19 protein-coding genes are annotated in these 20894 nt (G+C 66.4%); 6 read left to right on the top strand and 13 right to left on the bottom strand.

Features of this window, described 5'->3' with window-relative positions:
• Positions 1-471 carry a GMC family oxidoreductase gene (locus GWK18_RS08360; RefSeq protein WP_166834549.1) on the bottom strand — a complete coding sequence of 157 codons (471 nt, stop codon included), beginning with the start codon at positions 469-471 and terminating at the stop codon, positions 1-3.
• A gap of 181 nt (positions 472-652) precedes the next feature.
• Between GWK18_RS08360 and GWK18_RS08355 the strand changes: the two genes are divergently transcribed.
• A complete protein-coding gene (locus tag GWK18_RS08355; protein WP_348535900.1) occupies positions 653-1666 on the top strand; it encodes a tripartite tricarboxylate transporter substrate-binding protein in 1014 nt (337 codons plus the stop codon).
• On the opposite strand, the gene GWK18_RS08350 is transcribed toward GWK18_RS08355, so the two are convergent.
• The 5 genes from GWK18_RS08350 to GWK18_RS08330 form a co-directional block, all read right to left on the bottom strand.
• On the bottom strand, positions 1667-2146 hold the full coding sequence (locus GWK18_RS08350; protein WP_166834547.1) for a hypothetical protein: 480 nt from the start codon (positions 2144-2146) through the stop codon (positions 1667-1669). It abuts the gene before it with no gap.
• 144 nt (positions 2147-2290) lie between these two features.
• Positions 2291-3076, bottom strand: a complete 786-nt coding sequence (locus GWK18_RS08345) for a VOC family protein (protein ID WP_166834545.1) — start codon at positions 3074-3076, stop codon at positions 2291-2293.
• A 225-nt stretch (positions 3077-3301) separates the two neighbouring features.
• A complete protein-coding gene (locus GWK18_RS08340) occupies positions 3302-4081 on the bottom strand; it encodes a helix-turn-helix transcriptional regulator (RefSeq protein WP_166834543.1) in 780 nt (259 codons plus the stop codon).
• 69 nt (positions 4082-4150) lie between these two features.
• Complete coding sequence (gene menE, locus GWK18_RS08335) at positions 4151-5668, bottom strand: o-succinylbenzoate--CoA ligase (RefSeq protein WP_166834541.1); 1518 nt, start codon at positions 5666-5668, stop codon at positions 4151-4153.
• Between the two features lie 128 nt (positions 5669-5796).
• Positions 5797-6270 (bottom strand): MarR family transcriptional regulator, encoded by a 474-nt coding sequence (locus tag GWK18_RS08330; protein WP_348535899.1) that lies wholly within the window; start codon positions 6268-6270, stop codon positions 5797-5799.
• A 217-nt stretch (positions 6271-6487) separates the two neighbouring features.
• Between GWK18_RS08330 and GWK18_RS08325 the strand changes: the two genes are divergently transcribed.
• The 4 genes from GWK18_RS08325 (at position 6488) to GWK18_RS08310 (ending at position 10137) form a co-directional block, all read left to right on the top strand.
• Positions 6488-7453: an SDR family NAD(P)-dependent oxidoreductase gene (locus tag GWK18_RS08325; protein WP_166834537.1), complete on the top strand. Its 966-nt coding sequence runs from the start codon at positions 6488-6490 to the stop codon at positions 7451-7453.
• Between the two features lie 6 nt (positions 7454-7459).
• Positions 7460-8359, top strand: coding sequence for an amidohydrolase family protein (locus GWK18_RS08320; RefSeq protein WP_166834535.1), 900 nt, complete (start codon positions 7460-7462; stop codon positions 8357-8359).
• Between the two features lie 67 nt (positions 8360-8426).
• On the top strand, positions 8427-9599 hold the full coding sequence (locus GWK18_RS08315) for an acyl-CoA dehydrogenase family protein (protein WP_166834533.1): 1173 nt from the start codon (positions 8427-8429) through the stop codon (positions 9597-9599).
• A gap of 55 nt (positions 9600-9654) precedes the next feature.
• On the top strand, positions 9655-10137 hold the full coding sequence (locus GWK18_RS08310; protein WP_123825872.1) for a MaoC family dehydratase: 483 nt from the start codon (positions 9655-9657) through the stop codon (positions 10135-10137).
• Between the two features lie 264 nt (positions 10138-10401).
• Here GWK18_RS08310 and GWK18_RS08305 read toward each other — a convergent pair whose 3' ends face one another.
• The 4 genes from GWK18_RS08305 to GWK18_RS08290 all read right to left on the bottom strand — a co-directional run bounded on the left by GWK18_RS08305 (position 10402) and on the right by GWK18_RS08290 (position 15425).
• Positions 10402-11700, bottom strand: a complete 1299-nt coding sequence (locus GWK18_RS08305; protein ID WP_166834567.1) for an MFS transporter — start codon at positions 11698-11700, stop codon at positions 10402-10404.
• A 323-nt stretch (positions 11701-12023) separates the two neighbouring features.
• Complete coding sequence (locus GWK18_RS08300; protein WP_166834531.1) at positions 12024-13007, bottom strand: D-glycerate dehydrogenase; 984 nt, start codon at positions 13005-13007, stop codon at positions 12024-12026.
• A gap of 164 nt (positions 13008-13171) precedes the next feature.
• Positions 13172-14785, bottom strand: coding sequence for a 4-hydroxyphenylacetate 3-hydroxylase N-terminal domain-containing protein (locus tag GWK18_RS08295; RefSeq protein ID WP_166834529.1), 1614 nt, complete (start codon positions 14783-14785; stop codon positions 13172-13174).
• Positions 14786-14834: 49 nt separating this feature from the next.
• Positions 14835-15425, bottom strand: coding sequence for a flavin reductase family protein (locus tag GWK18_RS08290; RefSeq protein WP_166834527.1), 591 nt, complete (start codon positions 15423-15425; stop codon positions 14835-14837).
• 466 nt (positions 15426-15891) lie between these two features.
• Between GWK18_RS08290 and GWK18_RS08285 the strand changes: the two genes are divergently transcribed.
• On the top strand, positions 15892-16704 hold the full coding sequence (locus GWK18_RS08285; protein WP_166834525.1) for a MoaF C-terminal domain-containing protein: 813 nt from the start codon (positions 15892-15894) through the stop codon (positions 16702-16704).
• Between the two features lie 60 nt (positions 16705-16764).
• Here the strand turns inward: GWK18_RS08285 and GWK18_RS13455 are convergent, their stop codons facing one another.
• The 3 genes from GWK18_RS13455 to GWK18_RS08270 form a co-directional block, all read right to left on the bottom strand.
• Positions 16765-17985: a helix-turn-helix domain-containing protein gene (locus GWK18_RS13455; RefSeq protein ID WP_166834523.1), complete on the bottom strand. Its 1221-nt coding sequence runs from the start codon at positions 17983-17985 to the stop codon at positions 16765-16767.
• A gap of 111 nt (positions 17986-18096) precedes the next feature.
• Entirely contained in the window at positions 18097-18717 is a 621-nt protein-coding gene (locus GWK18_RS08275; RefSeq protein WP_123825862.1) for a superoxide dismutase, read from the bottom strand.
• An 87-nt stretch (positions 18718-18804) separates the two neighbouring features.
• Positions 18805-20739 (bottom strand): alpha-amylase family glycosyl hydrolase, encoded by a 1935-nt coding sequence (locus tag GWK18_RS08270; RefSeq protein ID WP_166834521.1) that lies wholly within the window; start codon positions 20737-20739, stop codon positions 18805-18807.
• Positions 20740-20894 lie beyond the last annotated feature (155 nt).

The following is a 20894-nucleotide window of genomic DNA, read 5'->3' as shown; positions in this document are numbered from 1 at the left end:
TCATGCCGAGGACCGGCTGGCCGGCACCTGCTCATCCTGGACGATCCAGGCGCCGCGGAAAAGGTAACGGGGGGTGTAGGTTTCGAGCGCCTTGAACCAGGGTTCGACCTCGGCCCAGGACCATCCGGGGCAGCCGTCAGCCGCCCAACCGTCGTAGTCGGAGGCCGCCCCGCGGACCCAGATCGCGGCGTTCAGGGCGTGGGAACCACCGAGCACCCTGCCCCGGGGCCAGTGGATCACGCGGTCGTCCGAGTTCTTCTGGGGAACCGTCCGGTAGTCCCAGTCCTGTTCGGAGTGCCACAGCTCGCCCAGCCGGGAGACCTGGTGGATCGCGGGATTGTCGTCGTTGCTGCCCGCCTCGAACACCGTGACGCGGTGGCCCGCCTCAACGAGTCTGCGGGCGACGATCGAGCCCGCCGTCCCGGCACCGACGACCACGTAGGAACTGTTGGTCTGCTGTGTCTCACCCATGCCCACAGTGTGATGCCGCACACACCGTACGAGTTGGTCGAGAGTGCATGACGTTTGGGTGGGGGCGCGCCCGCCGCACATGTGCGTGATGGGCCTGGTAGCACGTACAGTGATCCCCAATGTGAGCCGTGTCATATGACGGCGCCGACCTGTCACGTCCGTTCGAGTCCGAGGACCTACTGTGAGCACGCCGACCGAGACGAAGCCCGCCACCGGCAAGCGTCGCCCTCTGCCCCTGGTCATCTGGGCCATCTTCGCCGTCGTCGTGGTCGGGGTGGCCACGGCCTTCTCCGTCCGGGCGGCGGAACAGGGAGAGGACATCAGGGCGAACATGACCTACCTGGCTCCGGCCGGCCCCGGCGGCGGCTGGGACACGTTCATGCGTGAGATGCAGCAGGCGGACACCTCCAACAACCTGGTGGGCAACGTGCAGGTGGTCAACGTTCCGGGCGCTGCCGGCACGATCGGCCTGGGTCGCATCTCGACCATGGAGGGCGATGCGTCCTCGATCATGGTGACCGGCGCCGGCCTGGTGGCCGGCGTGGAACAGCTCAATTCCCCGGTTTCTCACGACGACGTCACCCCGATCGCACGGGTGGTGGAGGAGTACGACGTCGTCGTCGTGCCCGCTGATTCGCCCTACGACTCCATCGACGACCTCGTGGCCGACTGGCAGAAGGATCCGGGGTCCATCGTGTGGACGGGCGGCGGCTCGTTCGACCAACTGGTGATGTCGGAATTCGCCCTGGCGGCCGAGGTGGATCCCGCCAAGACCTCCTACCTCCCGAACTCCGGCGGCGGCGAGGCCACGCAGGCGCTGATCACCGGCACGGCGGACGCGGCGACCTCCGGCTACCAGGACGTCGCGGACCAGATCGAATCGGGGCGTCTCAAGGCGCTCGGCGTGGCCGCACCCCAGCGCATGGACGGCGTGGACATCCCCACCCTCACCGAGCAGGGTTACGAGGTCGACCTGGCCAACTGGCGCGCCATCGTGGCCCCTCCCGGAATCAGCGACGAGGAACGCGAGAACCTGACCGAACTGGTCCGCGAAACCATCGAGACCCCCGAGTGGCAAAACGCGGTGGACCGCAACTCGTGGACCGAAAACTACCTCGACGGGCCCGAACTCGAGACCTTCCTCAACGACGAACGCACGCGCATCGCCGGACTGTACGAGGAAATGGGTGTGTGATCAGGTGTCCTCGGGAGCGGCGTTCGACCGATCCCGGGTCACCAGGTGGACCACCACCCCGGCCAACGCCAGGGTCACGACCACTGCGGCTGTGATCACGGGATTGGCCAGCCAGGCCTGCACGACGGCCATGCCGACCGTTCCGTAGATACAGCCCCACAGGAACGTGCCGACCAGCATCGCCGGGATCCAGCGCGTCACCGGCATACGGGTCAACGCGGTGGTGAGGATGACGGCGGTCTGGAACCCGACGGTCAGAAAGCAGGCCGGAACCGCCAGGACACCCCAGCGGTTCACGAACCCCGCAGCCCGGATGTAGGCCGGGGATTCGATCACCCGTTGGACGAAGCCCATGCTGCGGCGGGAACCCTCGGCGGCTGCGCGCCCCAGACCGAACACGATCGACGTGCGCACGATCCCCACCGCCCAGAAGAACAGCACCGCCCACAGAAAGGGCAGGGATTCGATCCAGGCGAGCACCCGACCCACCCTAGTCCGTGGAATTGAACGGGTTGACGACGGACTGTGGGGGCACGGGGCGGCTGAACCGCGGCCCCATCGGTTGCCACAGAAAGTGCTGGGCAACCGATGGAGCCGGTCAAGTGCGGACGTACTGCGCGCGAGTCACAGCGGTTGCTGCAGCTGGAAGGTCGCACCTTCCGGATCCAGGACCGTGGTGATGCGCCCGAACTCGGTGTCCTCCGGACCGTCAGTGGCCCGGCCACCCGCGGCCGTGAGCTTCTCGACGGCGGCTGCCGTGTCCTCGACCATGAAGTACGTGCGCCAGTAGGACCGGCCGTCGTCGAAGAACATGTGCGCGTCGCACAGGCCTGCGACGGAACTCTCCCCGGCCCCGTTGGTCACGTACTTGAACTCGTCCGTTCCGCCTTCCGCTCCCATCCAGGCGATGTCCCAGCCGAACACGTCACGGTAGAAGGCCAGGTCGGCGTCGAAGTTCGACGTCATGGCCTCGAACCACACGGCCGTCCCGGGTTTCAGGGGCAGTTCGAAGCCGCTGAATTCGACCGCTTGCCACAGGCCCACCGCAGCCCCGGAAGGCGTACTGATCACCGCCATGTGACCCGAACCCGGGACCCGCATGGGGCCCATGCACAGCTTGCCCCCGGCTGCCTGCACGTCGGCGACCGTCTTTTCGATGTCCTCGACGGCCAGGTACAGCGTCCACACGGAATCCGCCTCGACCGGGTTGCCCTGCTGATCCATGGCTGCCATGAGGCCGCCCACGGGTACGCCGTCCTTCTGGATGATCGTGTAGTGCCCGTAGTCCTCGCCCTGGTCCTCGAACTCCCAGCCGAAGAGTTCGCCGTAGAACGTCTTGGCGCGCTCTACGTCCTGGACCATGAGGTCCAGCCACGTGGGTACTCCGGTGGGACGTGGTGATGCCGACATGGTTCTCACTCCTACGCTTCTGGGCCCGCCTGCGCGGCCTCCTGCGGTGAACATCTTCAGCCTACGAAGTGCCGCCCCCGGGTGATTGTCCGATCCTGCTCTCCTGAGCACGGCCGCCTTGTGCCGAGACCTCCGTTCCGGCCCGATCCGGGCCGCGGAATGGGCCGGAACGGAGGTCTCGGCGTGGTTTCGGGGGCGGCGGGGACGGCCGCGGGAAGGGGACGGTTACGACGGCGCCCCGGCCAGGGAGGGCAGGGCGGTCAACACGGGGTGATCCCAGGGCAGCGCGGTCCGGAAGTGGATGTCCGTCCCGCCTCTGACCTCTCCCGGCGTCACCCGCACGGGGCCCGGATACATGCCGACCGTGGGCACCGAGGCCGCCAATTGCTGCGCGGGGTCCGCCGATGCGGGGTACGCGGTGGCCAGCACCCACGGCGCCGTCGTCGTGATCGGGAGACAGAACTCGCCCTCTCCCCGGCGCAGAACTCCGCTGGCCGGCCGCCCGAGTGGAACCGGCTGCGGGTAGGTTCCGATCCAGACCAGCGGCTCCCGGTGCACCAGGTCGTCCCGCAGGGCCGCACGTTGCTCGGGAGTGAAGATCACCCGCCCGGTGGCCACGGCCGCATGGTCCCCCAGCGCGAACGCGGGGATCTCTGTCTCCCCCAGACGGTCCGCGACGCAGCGCAGGTTGCCGGGCGTGACCGCCACGGCCTGGAGGAAGCGCCGGGAGAAGGTGGCCAGTGAATTGAAGCCGACCTCGTGGCACACGTCGATCACGGGGTGGTCCTGGGCCAACAGCAGTTGCTTGGCACGATGGAACCTGACCGCACTCACGTAGCGCGTGGGCGAGGTCCGGAAGACCTTGGCGAACAGGCGGCTGAAGTGGAACGGGCTGTAGCCGGCGGCATCGGCCAGTTCACCGACGCTGACGCCGGTGTGCAGGTTCTCGCCGATCATGCGAGAGGTCGTCAGGGCGAATCGCTCGACGTACGGGTCCAGCTCCACGGCCTCAATGTAACCGCGGGCCGCCCGCCCCGGAAGGCCCCGTACAAGGCCGGGCCCTCCGGTGAAGGGTCAGGAGAAGCGTTCGCGCAGGAGGTTCTTGCGGATCTTGCCGGAAGCCGTCCGGGGTAGTTCCTCCACGATGGTCAGCGTCTTGGGCACCTTGTAGCGGGCGAGCTTGTCGGCCAGGTGGTCCTGGAGGTCCTGGTCCGTGATGGGCTGTGCGCCGTCCCGGAGCACCACGACGGCGTGCGGGACCTCGCCCCATTTCTGGTGCGGGACTCCCACCACGGCGACGGACTGGATGGAGGGCATACGCAGGATCGCGGCCTCGACCTCGGCCGGGTAAACGTTCTCACCGCCGGAGATGATCATGTCCTTGATCCGGTCGGAGATGTACAGGAAGCCGTCGTCGTCGGTGTAACCCATGTCCCCGGTACGGAACCAGCCGTCCTCCCAGGAGGTGACGGCGTCGGGTCGCTTCCAGTACTCCTTGATGACGTTGGGGCCGGCCACCAGGATTTCGCCCGGTTCCCCGGAGGGTGCCGTCTCCCCCATGGGGTCCACGATGCGGAAGTCCGTCCAGAACTGGGAGATGCCGGAGGACCCGGCCTTCTCGCGCGAGCGGTCCGCGGGCAGCGTGGTGACCCCGGGTGAGGTCTCTGTCATGCCGTAGCAGTTGGTGAAGTGCAGACCGCGTTCCTCGTAGGCCTCGATGACGCGCATGGGCACGGCCGAACCCCCGCAGGTCATCTTGGTGACCGTGGAGATGTCCGTGGTCTCCCACGCGGGGTCCTCCGTGAGCATCTGGTACGTGGTGGGCACACCGGCCAGCCAGGTGATGCCGTGCTGCTCGATCAGCTCCAGCGCGCGGCCGGGGATGAACTTGGACTCGACCACCAGGGTGGCGCCCTTGAGCAGCACCGGCAGGACCCCCATGCCCAGCGAGGCCACGTGGAACATCGGGGAGATCTGCAGGGAGACGTCCGTGGAGGCGACGTCGAAGTCCACCAGCACGTTGTAGGCGTTCCAGGTGAAGTTGCCGTGCGTGAGGCACGCACCCTTGGGCTGACCCGTGGTTCCGGACGTGTAGAGGATCACGGCCAGGTCTTCCAGCCCGACTTCGCGGTCCTCGGCCCACGGCTGAACTGCGGCGGTGAGTTCCCCCAGGGACGGAGTCCCGTCCTGGTCGGGTTGCGTGGTCCACCGCGGCAGGTCGGTACCGAGGTTCGCGACGGCGGCCGCGGCCAGCTGCGACAGGGCGACGTCGTGAATGAGCAGCTTGGCCCCGGAATCCTCGAGCTGGAAGGCGATCTCAGCCGGGGCCAGTCGGGTGTTGAGCGGAACGAACACCGCACCCAGCATTTCCGTGCCGAACAGGGCGGTCACGAACTCGGCGCTGTTCTCCCCCAGCAGCGCGACCCGGTCGCCCTGCCGCACACCCGCAGCGTCCAGCGCGGAGGCGATCCGCGCTGCCTGGTCGTGCAGTTGCACGTAGGTGAGGGTGTTCTCGCCGTCGATCACGGCCGTCTTGGAACCGGAACGTTCCAATCGGCGGTCCAACCATGATCCGATGCCGGTGTTGCGCACGCGTCCTCCTCCGCCGCCGGCACACCGAGGCCAACCCCGCGTTCGAAGGAGCGCCACCGCAACCGGCAATCGTTGAACTTTTCAACTAATTGGCGATCCTAGATGTGCCACCCGTCACAGGTCCAGGGTCAGTGGGAGGCAAGTTTGCGCAGAAGTCCCTGCAATTCGGCCTGCTCGGCCTCCGTCAGGTTGGACAGCAGACGGTCCGAAGCGGCCCCGACCTGGGCCTCCGCCTGCAGCAGCACCTCGCGGCCGCGGTCCGTGGGGACGATGATCTTGGACCGCCGATCGCGCGGATCGGGTTCACGCCGAACCAGGTCGGCACCTTCCAGGTGATCCACGAGCGCCACCACCTGACTCGGATCCAATACCAGGAAGTCGCTGAGTTCGCGCTGCGTGGGGGGCTGTTCCTCGCTGGCCAGGGAGAGCACCGAGTAGTGCCGCACCTTGAGGTCCAGGTCGCGCAGGTACCCGTTGGTCAACGCGGAGGCGAGTGAACCGAAGCGATTCATCAGGAACATCGACTCCTGCGCCAACCGGGCGTCCACGAATCGCTCGCTCTGGTGCTGCACCAGATCCTCCACCGCCTGATCAACCGCCACCATCGCTCCTCCGTTCAGACATCTCGACCCCGAGGCCTCGCACCTTCAACGCCCGGGGTTCTCCATTCTCCCCCACGGCACCCTTGCCCTAATCGTTGACATTTTCAACGGTTTCGACTGAGATGAAGGCAGAGATCGTGGCGCGCGTCACGGTCGCCCGATCGAGTTCCCGCTGCGGCCGATCCCCGCAGCAGCAAGCCGCAAAGGAGCGCGCACCATGACCGAGACTTCCGCAGCAACATCGGCCCCGACCTCCACCCCCCTGGCCGGCAAGGTCGCCGTCGTCACCGGCTCGGGTCAGGGCCTGGGACTGGCCTACGCACAGGAGCTCGCCCGCCGCGGCGCCGCCGTGGTCATCAACGACGTCGATCAGGCCACCGCCGATGCAGCTGTCGCCTCGATCGTCGACGCCGGAGGCAAGGCCACCGCCGTCGTCGCTCCCGTGGGGAGCACGGAGACCGCCGAGGCCCTGGTCAAGGGGGCCGTTGACGCGTTCGGCGGCCTGGACATCCTGGTCAACAACGCGGGCATCCTGCGGGACAAGTCGCTGCTGAAGATGACCGACGAGGACTTCGACCTGGTCATCCAGGTCCACCTGCGCGGCACGTTCACCTGTGTCCGTGAGGCGTACCGCTACTTCAAGGAGAACGGCGTGGCCGGCCGCATCATCACGATCGGCTCCCCGACCGGGCAGTACGGCAACTTCGGGCAGACCAACTACGCCGCCGCCAAGGCCGGGATCGTGGGCATGGTGCGCACCTGGGCGCTCGAGATGAAGAAGGCGGGCGTCACCGTCAACGCGGTGATTCCCGTGGCGGCCACGGCCATGACCAAGACCATCCCGTTCTTCGAGAAGGCCGTCGAGGCCGATGAAGCCGGCGACGCCATGCCCGCCTTCTTCCGCCACGACCTCGGCTTCGGCACCAGCGACGACGTCGCCGGGCTCATCACCTTCCTCGCCTCCGACAACGCCGCGGACATCACCGGTCAGGCCATCGGCGCCGGTGGCGACCGCTTGCAGCTGTTCTCCCACCCGACCCCGGTGGTGACCGAGTACAAGGAAGGCGGCTGGAGCTACGACGACCTGGCCGCGGACTTCCACAGCCTGACCGAGGGCAACCTGCAGAAGTGCGGCGAAGTCATGCCGCAGCTGCCCGAAGACCTTCAGCCGAAGCAGGGCTGACCCGCCATGTCCCAGGCAGACAACAGCTACGAATTAGGCATCGACCTGCAGAAGATCGATGCGATCGACATGCACGTGCACATCGAGTGCTCGGAGCACGGACACCTGTCCCTGCCCCAGCCGCTCGTGGATGCCTCCTCCAAGTACTTCAAGGCGGAGGACCGGTCGCCGTCGTTGGACACGATCGCCGAACGCTACCGCGAATGGAACATGGCGGCCGTGGTGTTCACGGTGGATGCCACCACCGCGCTCAAGCACGAGCCCAACTCGATCGAGGAGATCGCCACCGGGGCCGCGCGCAACAACGACGTCCTGATCCCGTTCGGGTCCGTGGACCCGTTGCAGGGCGCGGCCGCCGTGGAGCGTGCCAAGGTCCTGGTGGAGAAGTTCGGCGTGCGGGGCTTCAAGTTCCACCCGTCGTTGCAGAGCTTCGACCCCTCCGACCAGCAGTTCTACCCGCTGTACGAGGCGATTCAGGACCTGGGCGTACCCGCGCTGTTCCACACGGGGCAGAACGGCATGGGCGCCGGGTTGCCCGGTGGCTACGGGATCAAGCTCGGGTACTCCAACCCGCTGCTGCTGGATTCCGTCGCGGCCGATTTCCCCGAACTGCAGGTCATCATGGCGCACCCGTCGGTGCCGTGGCAGGAAGAGGCCAACTCGATCGCCACCCACAAGTCCAACGTGTGGATCGACCTCTCCGGGTGGTCCCCCAAGTACTTCCCGCAGTCGCTGGTGCACGCGGCCAACCGCATGTTCCCGGACCGGGTGCTCTTCGGTACGGACTATCCGTTGATCACTCCGCAGAAGTGGTTGGGCGCGTTCCAGGAGGCCGACTTCAAGGACGAGGTCCGGCCCAAGATCCTCAAGGACAACGCGGTCAGGCTGCTCGGTCTGGGCAACTGAACCCCGGCGTTGTCCGTCGTCGGAACCCGCGGCCGTGCGGCTTGCGGGCTGAGCCAGGAGGTTCAAGATGAGTGAGCTGTACCCGGACTGCGATCCGTACGGGATTGCGGACGCGCTGACGGAGGCCGAGCGGGCGCCGCTGCTGCGGCTGCGGGCCGTCCTGGAGTCGGAGGCCTACCCGCAGCTGGCGGAGCACTGGGAGGCGGGAACCTTCCCGGAATCCGTGGGCCCCGCGTTGGAGGCCCTTGAGCTCATGCACCCGCCGGAGCTGGCCGACCAGACCCCGCGGGCGCTGTACCACGGGTTCCGGATCTTCGAACTCGCCCGGTGTGATGCCTCCGTGGCGACGTTCTACACGGCTCAGGCCGGGCTGTTCCGGACCGCCTGCCGTGTGGGTGGTTCGGAGGAGCAGTTCGCCGAGTGGGATCCCCAGATCAAGTCCTTCGAGATGAAGGGCGTGTTCTGCCTGACCGAGCCCGAACACGGTTCGGACATTGCCGGTGGGCTGTCCACCACGGCCCGACGCGACGGGGACGAGTGGGTGATCGACGGCGCGAAGCGGTGGATCGGTGGTGCCTTCACTGCCGACTACCTGTGCGTGTTCGCCCGCGACACCGAGGACTCCCAGGTCAAGGCCTTCCTGGTGCCCCGCGAGGCGCCCGGGGTGACTCTCGAGAAGATCTACGGCAAGACCTCCCTGCGGATGATGCAGAACGCCCACATCACCCTCTCCGACGTGCGGGTTCCTGAATCTGCGCGACTGCAGAACTGCAACTCCTTCAAGGACGTGGCGGCCATGCTGCGGCAGATGCGCTCCGACGTCGCATGGATCGCTTGCGGTATCCAGGCCGGGGCCTACGAGGCCGCGGTGCGTTACGTCCGCGAGCGCCAGCAGTTCGGCCGCCCCTTGGCCAGCTTCCAGCTGGTTCAGGAGAAGTTGGCCCGCATGCTGGGGAACCTGACCGCCTCCCTGTCGATGGTGTCCCGCCTGGCCGAGAAGCAGCAGGAGGGCATCTACCGGGACGAGGATTCCGCACTGGCCAAGATGTGGATCAGCCTGCACCTGCGCGAAACCGTGGCGCTGGCCCGCGAAGTGGTGGGCGGCAACGGGATCACGCTGGCCACCGACGTCGCCCGCTTCCACGCCGACGCGGAAGCGGTCTACTCCTACGAAGGCACCCATGAGATCAACGCGCTCGTCGTCGGGCGTTCCATCTCCGGGGTCTCCGCGTTCGCCTGATCACTCCATGACTGCGCGAACCCGCGCCGTTGTCCGTCTGAAAGGAACACACACCATGACCGAAACCACCCCCGAATCCACCGCCAAGACCGTCGTGAGCTTCGACGAGGTCAAGGACCTGATCGGCAAGAACCTGGGCTACAGCGAATGGCGTGAGATCACCCAGGAGCAGGTCAACCTGTTCGCCGATGCCACGGACGATCACCAGTACATCCACGTGGATCCCGAGCGTGCCAAGGACGGTCCGTTCGGCGGGACCATCGCCCACGGCTTCCTGACACTCTCGCTGCTGATCCCGATGTGGTCCGAGCTGTTCGACGTCACCGGCGTGTCCACCAAGGTCAACTACGGCCTGGACAAGTGCCGCTTCACCGCACCGGTCCCCGTGGGCTCCCGCGTGCGCCTGACGGTGACCATCACGGACGTCCAGGAGGTCAAGGGCAACGGCCTGCACCTGGTGGCCGACGGCACCATCGAGATCGAGGGCCAGGAGCGCCCGGCCGTGGTGGCCACGTTCCTGAACCGCTTCTACGCGTGAGGTGTACGGCGGGGCAGGTGGGCGGACCACCTGCCCCGCCTCTTTGTGTGGGCAACCCACACTGTGAATGGTGACCGTGGACCCTTGGGGCCCCACGCCCCCCTTTCTTGGGGGGGCCCCCCCCCCCACTTTTGACCCGGGATTCCGCCCCACTTTTTGCCGGTGGTGGCCCGAATTCCGTGTTCAAAGTTCTGCTCACGCGGGGCATACGACGACGGCGGGGTGCGCTGGTGAGCGCACCCCGCCGTCGTCGGGAGGTTTGGATCAGTGCTCGTAGGTCTCCAGGTCGATGTCCTTGGACTCCTTGGTGAGCAGGACCGCCAGGCCGGAGATGGCCGTCAGCACGATCAGGTAGATCACCACCGGGCCGATCTTCCCGTCGCCGCCGTAGATCGCGGCCAGGATGGTCGGCGTGAAGCCCGCACCCAGCAGCGTGGCCATCTGGTAGCCCACGGAGGCACCGGTGTAACGGGCGGCGGTTCCGAACTGCTCGGAGATGAACGCCGCCAGCGGACCGTAGATGGTCGAGTGGCAGAGCAACGCCACGGTGAAGCCCACGAAGATCAGCAACGTGTCACCGGTGCGCATGAGCGCGAACAGCGGGTAGGCGAAAGCCATGAACAGGGCCATGCCAATCAGCATGAGCGGGCGACGCCCGATCCGGTCCGACACCTTTCCGGCCAGGATCACCATGCCGATCGACAGCACGGACGCGCAAGCGAAGGCGTAGAGCACCGACTGGCGTTCGGCGCCGTGGGCCACCGCGTAGGCAACCGTGAAGGTGGCCAGCAGCGTCTGCACCGCGAAGCCCGCGGCACCGCCGAACATGACCAGCAGCAGGTTCTTGGGGCGCTTGATGACGCTGAGGATGGGGATGTCGCGGGGCTTCTCGGCGGCCTCGTCGCGCTCAACCGCAGCTTCGAAGATCGGGGACTCGCTGATCTTGAGACGGATGATCAGGCCGACTGCCAGCAGCAGCGCGGAGGCCAGGAACGGGATGCGCCAACCCCAGCTGAAGAACTGCTCCTCCGGCATGGAGGCGAACAGGCCCAGGACGAACGTACCCAGGGCCGCACCCGAGGGTGCACCGGCGTTGACGAAGGACGCCGCGAAACCGCGGCTCTTCGGCGACGCATGCTCGAGGGCCATCAGGGCGGCGCCGCCCCACTCGCCGCCGATCGCGATGCCTTGCAGCAGGCGCAGCGTCAGCAGGATGAACGCACCCGCCATGCCGATCGTCGCGGACCCGGGGATCAGGCCGATCAACGTGGAGGCGCCACCCATGACGAACATGGAGAGCACCAGCATCTTCTTGCGGCCCAGGCGGTCACCGAAGTGCCCGAAGATCATGCCGCCGATCGGGCGAGCCACGTACCCGGCCGCGAAGGTCAGGTAGGAGGCGATGGTTCCCGCCAGCGGAGTCATGTCCGCGAAGAACACCTGCGGGAACACCAGGGCAGCAGCCGCGGTGTAGAGCAGGAAGTCGTAGAACTCGATGGTCGAGCCGAGGTAGCTGGACATGACCACACGGCGGGCTTCCTTCTGCCGCTCCGTGGTCGACATGTCCTGCAGGTCTGAATGGTGGGTGGCTGCGCTCAAGGCCGCTCCCCTCTCTCTGGGTGGGGACCCTGGCCCCCGAAACCGGTAGATAGAGGCGCCCGCAGCCTGAGGAAGGGCGTGAGCTACCTCACAGGGGCAAGACTAGAGCCAATCATTGATTTTTTCAACGATTATTTGAGCCAACGATTTCGGCGGTGGTCCGGGAACGTCGAAACCTCCGAAAGGGCCCGATCGGCGGGGGATTTCGGGTCCTTCCGGAGGTTTCGACGGGATGCGTGAGCGATACGGGCGGGGTGCGCGGGCAGCGCGGGTACGACGACGGGCGCCTACCGGGCCGCTTCCGGGTTCACCGGGTAGGGCGGGACCTCTCCCTTGGCCATGGCAATCGCGTTCTCGGCACACATCTCCCCCATGCGGGCGCGGGTGCCGAACTCAGCCGAACCGATGTGCGGCAGCAGGAAGGTGTTCGGGAGATCGGCCAGACCGGGCGCGAGCGCAGGCTCGTTCTCGTACACGTCCAGGCCGGCTGCGGCGATCGTGCCCTCACGCAGGGCGGTTACCAACGCCGCCTCGTCGATGACCGGCCCGCGGGCAGTATTGACCAGCACGGCGGTGGACTTCATCCGGCCCAGTTCCTCCGCGCCGATCAGGTGGGTGGTGTCCGGGGTCAGCGGCACGTGCAAGGAGATGTGGTCCGAGGTTACCAGCAACTCGTCCCAGGACACCTGCTTGATGCGACCAGCCAGATCGCCCAGTTCGTCGTCGTTCACGGGGCGGTCCCGGGGCGGCCGCTGGACGAACACGACCTCCAGGCCGAAGCCCAACGCGCGGCGGGCCATGGCCTTACCAATGCGCCCCAGTCCCGCAATGCCGAGCCGAGTTCCGGTGATGTCCGCGCCCAGCAGGAGTTCCGGGGTCAGCCCCTTGAACTGCCCGGAGCGCACCAACTCCTCACCTTCGTGGGCACGCCGGGCGGCGGCCAGGAGCAGAAGCATGGCGACGTTGGCGGAAGCGTCCGAGAGAACGTCGGGGGTGTTGCCAACGAAGATGCCATTGGCCGTGGCCGCTTCGACGTCGATGTTGTTGAAGCCCACGCCGAAATTCGCCACACCCTTGAGCTTGGACCCGTTGAGCACATCGGCCGTGACCTTGTCCGAGAGCTGGGTGATCAGCACGTCGTAGCGACCGCTGTGTGCCGCTTCCTTGAGGTCTTCGGCGGTGAAGCCGTTGCCGATCTCGACGTCGCCGGCCTGGCGCAGCATGTCCTCAGCGGGACCTGGCAGGGGTGCGGTGAAAAGGAATGACGGCATGGTGGCACCTTTCTGTCTCACACTTGCGGGTACTCACCAGTGTGTCACCTCGCCCCGGTCCGGCACCCGGTGGCCCAGATACGCCGAGTGCGCAGTTTGATCGCTGCTCAGGTGGCGAGGGGCGATCAAACTGCGCACTCGGCAGCGTCGGCGAACGGGAACGGTTACTTCTTCATGTAGACGTTCACGTCGTCGCTGTTGAACAGGTCCGGAACGGTCCAGCCGTCCAGGTCGTACTCGGACATGCACTGCTCGACCATGCCGTTCATGGAGTCCACCACGCCGTTGTTCATGGCGTTCATCAGCATCTCCACGCGCACGTTCTCGTGGTTGCCCGAGTAGTTGCGCTCGTAGAGTTCGTGGCGGCCGCCGAATTCGGAGCCGATCGAATCCCACAGGAGCTTCATGAGCTTGACCCGGTCCACGGCCTGCACGCCGTGGGAGCCACGGACGTACTTGTCCAGGTAGGGGCGGATCTCCGCGTTCTTGAAGTCCAGCGCGCCGGAGGGCAGGTAGATCAGGCCGGAAGCCACGTCCTGCTCGATGATCTCCTTGATCCGCGGGTAACCCTGGGCCATGAACATGCGGTAGGCCAAGCCGTAGTCCATCTTGGGCAGCACGGACCCGTTGGGGCCTTCGTCCGGGTTCAGGGTCATGCCGTCGACGATCGCCCAGAACAGGTTTCGCCAACCGATCACCTCACCGGCACGGGCCTGCACACCGCGGAAGTCACGGGTACCGGCGATCTCCAACGCCTTGAGCAACAGGCCCGCGATGAAGTCGAGCTTGACGGCCAGGCGGATGCAGCCTTGGAAGGTGAAGCGCTGGATGAACCCGGTCTTGGGCATGAAGCCGTTGATCTGGTCCGGGTCCCCGTAGGCGAACAGGTTCTCCCACGGCACCTCGACCTTGTCGAACACGAAAACGGCGTCGTTCTCGTCCATCCGGGAGGACAGCGGGTAGTCGAACGGAGTGCCGGTGACGGCGGCGTTCTGCGCGTAGGAGGTGCGGGAGATCAGCTTGATGCCCGGGGCGTCCATGGGAACGGTGCAGATCATCGCGTACTCGGGCTTCTTGATGGGCAGCCCGTAGTGGGAGATGAAGTTGAAGTTCGTGATGGCCGAGCCGGTGGCAACCACCTTGGCGCCGGAGACCACGATGCCGTTGTCGGTCTCCTTCTCGACCTTCATGAACACGTCCGCGACCTCGTCCGGCGGGAGGTGGCGGTCAACCGGCGGGTTGATGATCGCGTGGTTCCAGTACAGAACCTTCTCCTGGGACTCCTTGTACCAGCGCTGAGCGTTCTCCTGGTACGGGGAGTAGAACTCCGGCATGGAACCCAGGGTGCCCAGGAAGGCGGCCTTGTAGTCGGGGGAGCGGCCGAACCAGCCGTAGGTCATGCGTGCCCAGGTCTCGATCGCGCGGCGGGACTCCTTGAGGTCGTCAACCGACTTGGGGACCTTGAAGAACGGGTGGGTCTGGCCCCCGTTGCCGGTGTCCGTGTCGGTCAGCAGCTCCTTGGAGGTTTCCGGGCCGTGGAAACCGTCGTAGAGGCGGGCGACCATGCGCACGGAGTTCCGGAAGGCCGGGTGAGTGGTGACGTCGTCGACCCGTTCGCCGTGGATGTAGACCTCGCGGCCGTCCTTGAGGGATTCGATGTACTCGTCACCGGTCATGGGCAACTTGGGGTTCTTGGGCGTGGTCCGCTCGGACATCGAACGGTCCCCACCCTTGGTGGGCTGGTTGTCGGTGGACGGATTCTCGGCAGTTGTAGTCATGGCAGGTCCTTTCGCGTGAATTCAGGGGTGCAGTCGGGGCTTGCGGGGGTCAGTCGAGGCTGAGGAACGACGTCGAACCTTCGAACCAACCCGACGACGGCGCATCGGCCGAGCCTTCCCACGGCGTACCGCCGCAGAACGGGCCCATCTGCCGGAACTTGCCCTTGTAGAAGACCAGGGGCTTGCGCTCGGTGAGCTCCACGTCGACGACTTCACCGATCACGATCACGTGATCTCCGCCGTCGTAGATCTTCCAGGGGCGGCACTCGATGGTGGCGGCGTTGCCATCCAGAACAGGTACGCACTCGGGGCCGTCGGGGCGCCACTGCACGGGCGAGGACATCGGCTTGCCCGCAAAATTCAGGCAGACGTCCAACTGCTCCTCGGCCATGATGTTGATTGCGAACGGGGCGTCCTCCAGGAACTGCGCCGCCTTGTTCTTGCGGATCAGCGTGACCTGCGCCAAGGGGGGATCCAGGGAGACTGCGGTGAATGCGTTCACGGTGGCGCCGTGGGGGGTTCCGTCCGGGGTTCTGCAGGTCACCACGGTGACTCCCGTGGCAAAGGTTCCGAACGCATTGCGCAACCTGCGCGGATCCACTGTGGCAGCTGCGTCGGTTGCCGTGGACTCGGGGCTCATACCGTGACTCCTTCCGTGGTTGCGGGGGTGTCGATTGGTCCGGTGACCTTCGGCCTCGGACCTGACGTCTGACGGCGGAGGCTTGGAAACTTCAGTTCTGCGCCGTCGATGCAGCCACGGTATGTGTCACGAATCACAGACCGGCTGTGCCAATTTGACACAGCCGGCCGCGGGGAATGCCTCACCGCTGGTCATGCGGGATTAGGTCTGAAAAGTCCTTGATTGATACATGTGAATCACGTTGTGATCCAAGCGATGACTCGGCAGGCCAGCGGCCAGCATTTACCCAACTACAACTGCCGACACAGTTTGTGCGCCCACGGACAGGTCCTGTTCGCCGTGGAGCAAGCAGGCCCGGCTACCCGAGGCGAATACTCGTGGGCACTCAAGGCCTCAAGCCTCGCCGCGCACCACCCCGAGGCGAACGAGCGCCACCACAGCCTCGGCCAAGGAAGAGGAAGCAGTCATGACCACCGACGAATCGTTCCAGGACTACGTGCCCGTCGACCAGTGGCCGTCCGTGTCCACCATGATCGACGGATTCGGGGACCAAACCCTCCCCGCGTCCCCGGCCTTGGCAGGCACCACGATCGTCCTTCACGGGGAACAGGATCAACACTTCGTCCTGGCCTTCAACGATGCCTCGTCGCTCACCTGGACCACCGGCACCGGTTCGGACGACGACGCAAGTGCGGACGCCACCTACAAGGCGATTGAAGCCCGCACCGGGATATTCATCATCGACTTCGTCCACGGCGCAGCTCAACAGATGTGCGACGTGACCGTGATCGTGGACCGCAACTTCGGCGCGGCCACGGTTGCGGTCTCCGCGCTGCACCTGGAGAGCAGCGCCGTCAAGGGCAGCACCGAGTTCACTCAGGCCCGTATCGAGGGGACCGACGCACCGTTCCACCACCGTTCGACGGCACTGGTCGGCAAACGGATCTACTACCGCTACAGCGACGTCGAGGCGTACGAGCACATCTATCTCAACGCCGGGACCTTCGTGTGGCACTGCCTGCGCGGTGGCGAGAAGGGGCTGGCCGACGTCGACCGCACCTTGACGTTCGAGGTGGCCGAGGACTTGTACATCTTCTTCTGGACCGAGCACGTCATGACCATCGAATCCGTGCTGCTGATCGATCTCCGCGAACAACGCTCAAGCGGACGCATGTTCGGCTGGGACGACACCACCCAGGACCCCTTGGTCCTACCGTTCAACTCTCGCCTGACCGTTCTGAACACCACTGAATACCCGCAGGATCACCACAAACACTGAGAGTGCTCACGGTCTCGGCTCACACGTGCCGGGACCGTGAGCCGCTTTCGAAAGCACCGTTCACACACCCTGCGCCTTGAGCCGCCGGTGCAGTGTGGAACGGGAGATCCCCAGGAGCGCGGCCGCTGCCGTGCGGTTGCCGCCCGTGCGCTCCAGCGCGTCCTGGACCGCACGGCGTTCCAGATCCGCCAGCCCGGCACCGCCCGTTGCCCCGGACGGCAGCCGGATCCAGTTCTCGGACAGGCGGTCCGTGCCGCTGCGTCGTCGTGCGTCGATGACCACCGCCTCGAGTTCAGCGGTGTTGCCCACCCAGCGCACGCCGCTGAGGAGGCGCAACGCGCCGGCCGTCAGCTTGAGATCACAGCGCTGCCCGAAGGTCGCGTGCCCGAGTGCGCGCACCAGTTCCGGCAAGTCCTCCGGGCGGCTCACGAGTTCCGGGATCCGAATCTGCTCCGGGAGGACCTGCTCCCATCGGCGAGCGCTGAAATCTGAAGCCCAGGGGGCATGACTGACCACCAGGGGCGTGGCGGACGCGACGGCCCTGGTGACCCACTCGAACACGACGTGCACGTCCCGATCCGGGACCGAGTGCAGATCCCGGATGAACAAGGGCCGCCCGCGTTCGATGGCATCACGCACGCGGGTGGACCAGATCTCCCCGATGATGAGTTTGGGGTCGTCCACCACCAACGGGTCCATCAACCGACCCGGCGCCAGGCGCTCCTGTGTGCTCAGCAAGGCGCGGGCGACGTAGTCCTTCCCCACACCGCGGGGTCCGGTCACGCGAACGCACAGGCGCCTTCCTACCCAGGAGGCAAGTTGCCCGCGGATCACCGTGGCGGCCGGGCTGGTGCCGGGAACAACGTCGGCGAAGATGTCGCCGGGGCGCTCGGCAGGTTCCTGTGCGGGTGTGGCCTGCTCGACGTCGGGGGCGCCCAGGGCGAAGATCGCCCCCGAAATCGCACCCAGCGTTGTCCACTGCGTCCACAGCAGCCGAACGGGCCGCCCGTCCTGGAACGGCAACGGCTGCCAGCCCATGACGGCCTGGGTCTGGTCGTGCGCCCAGGCCCACAGCTCACGGTGACCGAAAAGGGCCAAGACCTTGGCGGGCTCCCTGTCCACCATCAGGAGTTGCTCGGAAACCCCGAGCAGGTCCTTGTGTCCCTCCTCCAGAAGCCAGTGGAAGGCCTCGGGCAGGCTGAGCCCGGCGGGCAAAGTGGGGGACGGCCCGCTGTGAACTCGCGCGAGCCCGTTCGACCCGGTGTTGACTGTTCGGGACACACCCCCACTGTAAGGGTCGCCCATGAGGGGCTTCACGCGTGGACGGGGCAAGAAAGAACCGCGGCCACCGACGACGAACGTCGATGGCCGCGGTTGGCAGAAAAGAATCGATCAGATGATCGAAGCGGCGCCGGTGCGGGCCTTCTCCAGGCGCTGGGCGACGTCCTGCCAGTTGACGACGTTCCACCAGGCCTTGACGTAGTCGGGCTTGACGTTCTGGTAGTCCAGGTAGAAGGCGTGCTCCCACATGTCCAGCTGCAGCAGCGGGATGGTCGCCAGCGGAACACCGTTCTGCTGGTCGTACATCTGCTCGATGACCAGGTTCCCGCCGATCGGCTCGTAGGCCAGGATCGCCCAGCCGGAACCCTGGATGGTCGTGGCCACGGCGGTGAACTGTGCCTGGAAAGCGTCGAAGGAGCCGAAGGCGTCGTCGATCGCGGAAGCCAGCTCACCCTCGGGCTTGCCACCACCGTCCGGGGACATGTTCTTCCAGAAGATCGAGTGGTTGACGTGGCCACCCAGGTTGAACTGAAGGTCCTTGGAGAGCTTGGCGGCACCGGCGGAATCGCCGTTCTCGCGGGCCTCGGCCATCTTCTCGAGCGCCGTGTTCGCACCGGTCACGTAGGTGTTGTGGTGCTTGGAGTGGTGCAACTCCATGATGCGCGCAGAGATGTGCGGCTCCAGCGCGGCGTAGTCGTAATCGAGTTCGGGCAGAACGTACTTCTCAGCCATGAGATTTCCCTTCCTGTAGGAACCAACCCTTCAATCCAATCGACCACGGGGGCGGTTGGTCAAGGCCCTTCCGCCAGTAGCGGAGGCTCAGTCATCCAAGGACCTACGCGGGGTGCAGCGGATCCACGCCCACCCGTGGGCCTCCAACAACACACCGTCACGCAAGTCCAGTTCAGCCGCGTCCTGCAGCCGCAGGGCCCGGGCCTGGAATCCGGACAACGTCTCACCGGTGACGTACTGCGTCCAGTCGGAGAAGTTCGCCAGGCACAGCAGGACACTGCCGTCCGAACCGGGCCTCTGGTATCCCAGCACCGGTTCGTTGCGCGTGTCGAAATCGATCACGGCCTGCCCGTCGAACTCCGGGGCGGCACCGCGCAACTCCAGCAGCCGCCGGATCGATCCGTACAGCCGACCGGAGACGGAGAACAGGTCGTGGCGGGAGTCGATGGTGGCCTGATCCACCCGGGGGCGGTTGGCCCACCGCGGGTCCTTGTCGTGCCCGGTCTCCAGGGACCACAGGGGATCGTCCAGCACACCGAGTTCGTCGCCCAGCCACAGTTCCGGCACTCCCCCCAGGGAGAAGGCCACTGCGTGGGCCAGGATCACCCGGTCCGCCCCCGGGCCGGGTTCGTTCCGTACTCCCGCCAGGGATGCGGACGTCCCGCACACGGCCGCCCCCACCCGGCCGGAACGGGCCGGAACCGCGGGGTTGGACGCAAATGACCCTTCGAAACGCCCGGAATAGAACTCCCCCAGGAACCGGCGGTGGGCGTCGGGATTCAGCCCGGCTGCCACCACGAGTTCGTCCGGGAAGGCCCACTGGAGGGCGTCATGGTTGCGGACCGGCTGCAGACGTCCCTTGCCCCGGACCAGGTTCTTGTCCCGGCGAATGTGTTCGGCCAGCAGCGTGGCGTCCCGCGTGGCGATCGAGCTCCAGATCAACGCGGACCGGTCCAGTCCATCGGCGACGTGGACGCCGCCGGCCGGGACCTGCAACTCGGCCGGGTCGTTCGATTCGAGCACCACGGACGGCGCAACGATCTGCAGCAGCACGTCCAGCGCGCGGAGCACGGTTCGCCCGCGCGACAGCACATCCCCGGCGCCTTCCACGGGTCGCCACAGGTGCCACGGGGAACCCACGCGCAGCACCTGCGCTCCCAGTCCGGCGACGTGCAGCATCTCTCCCGCCATGGCCACGAAGACCCGCGGGTTGGTCCAGTCCAGGTCCCACTGGTGGGCGTGTTCGGAGGTACGGACCCGACGCCGGTCGGTGGGGTCGTCGGGGACCACACGCTCCCACGCCGGCCCCTGTGCCCACACGGAGCGTTGCGAGGCCTCGCCGGTGGGGCCGTCCGGTTGGATCCAGTAGAACTTCTCGAAGAAGGAGTTGTGCCGCGCCGCAGCCAATGACCACGGGTGCTCGGGCGCGTTACGGGAGAGCACGACGTCGAGCATCAGGGAAATGCCGTTCTCGTGCAGGACCTGGCCCAGCTCCGCCAGTTCCTCGATGCTGCCCAGATTCGGGTTGGTCTCCCGGTAGGAGGCCACCGAGAAACCGCCGTCGTCATGGGCGTCGGAGGCACGGAACGGGGGGAGCAACCGCAGGTGCGTCACACCCAGTTCGCGCAGGTACGGAATGCGGTCCCGGACGCCGGCAAAGCCTCCCGCCCACCGGTCCGCGTAACACGCGGCGACGACGGCGTGGCGCGAGTTCCACCACGGCGCCTGGTTCTCCCGGTCGGAATCGACCCCGCGGAGGTAATCGGAACGGGTCACCCAGGCGTGGACGATCAGCGACCCGAGGTCTCCCGCCACCCGACGCAGCTCCTCGGGCGAAACTCCGCCACCGTAGAGGTCCCGGACAATGGAGATGAGCGGCCGCAGATGGCGATCCAGGCGCCTCTGGAACTCGTCCCGCTGAGCCTGTTGCCGCAGATCGACTTCCCCGAGACGCCCGCGGACCACGTCCAGCAGGTCCGCCAACACAGGATCCTGCTCCTGGGGACGGTCCTGGACCTGCACAGCCCCGTCGCCTCGACGAGCACGGCGTGCCCCGCCACCGCTGCCCAATTCCGTGTCAGGCAGGAGGTACTCCAGACTCAGCGGGTCGGAGGGAACGTGTGACTGGACGTGTTGAGTGATGGTGACTCCCTGGGATCGGCGTGAGGACGCACAAG

The organism is Kocuria sp. JC486 (genome assembly GCF_011602805.1).
GTDB lineage: Bacteria > Actinomycetota > Actinomycetes > Actinomycetales > Micrococcaceae > Kocuria > Kocuria soli.
Note: the sequence above shows the minus strand (reverse complement) of the source record. Positions and strands in the feature narration are given on the sequence as shown.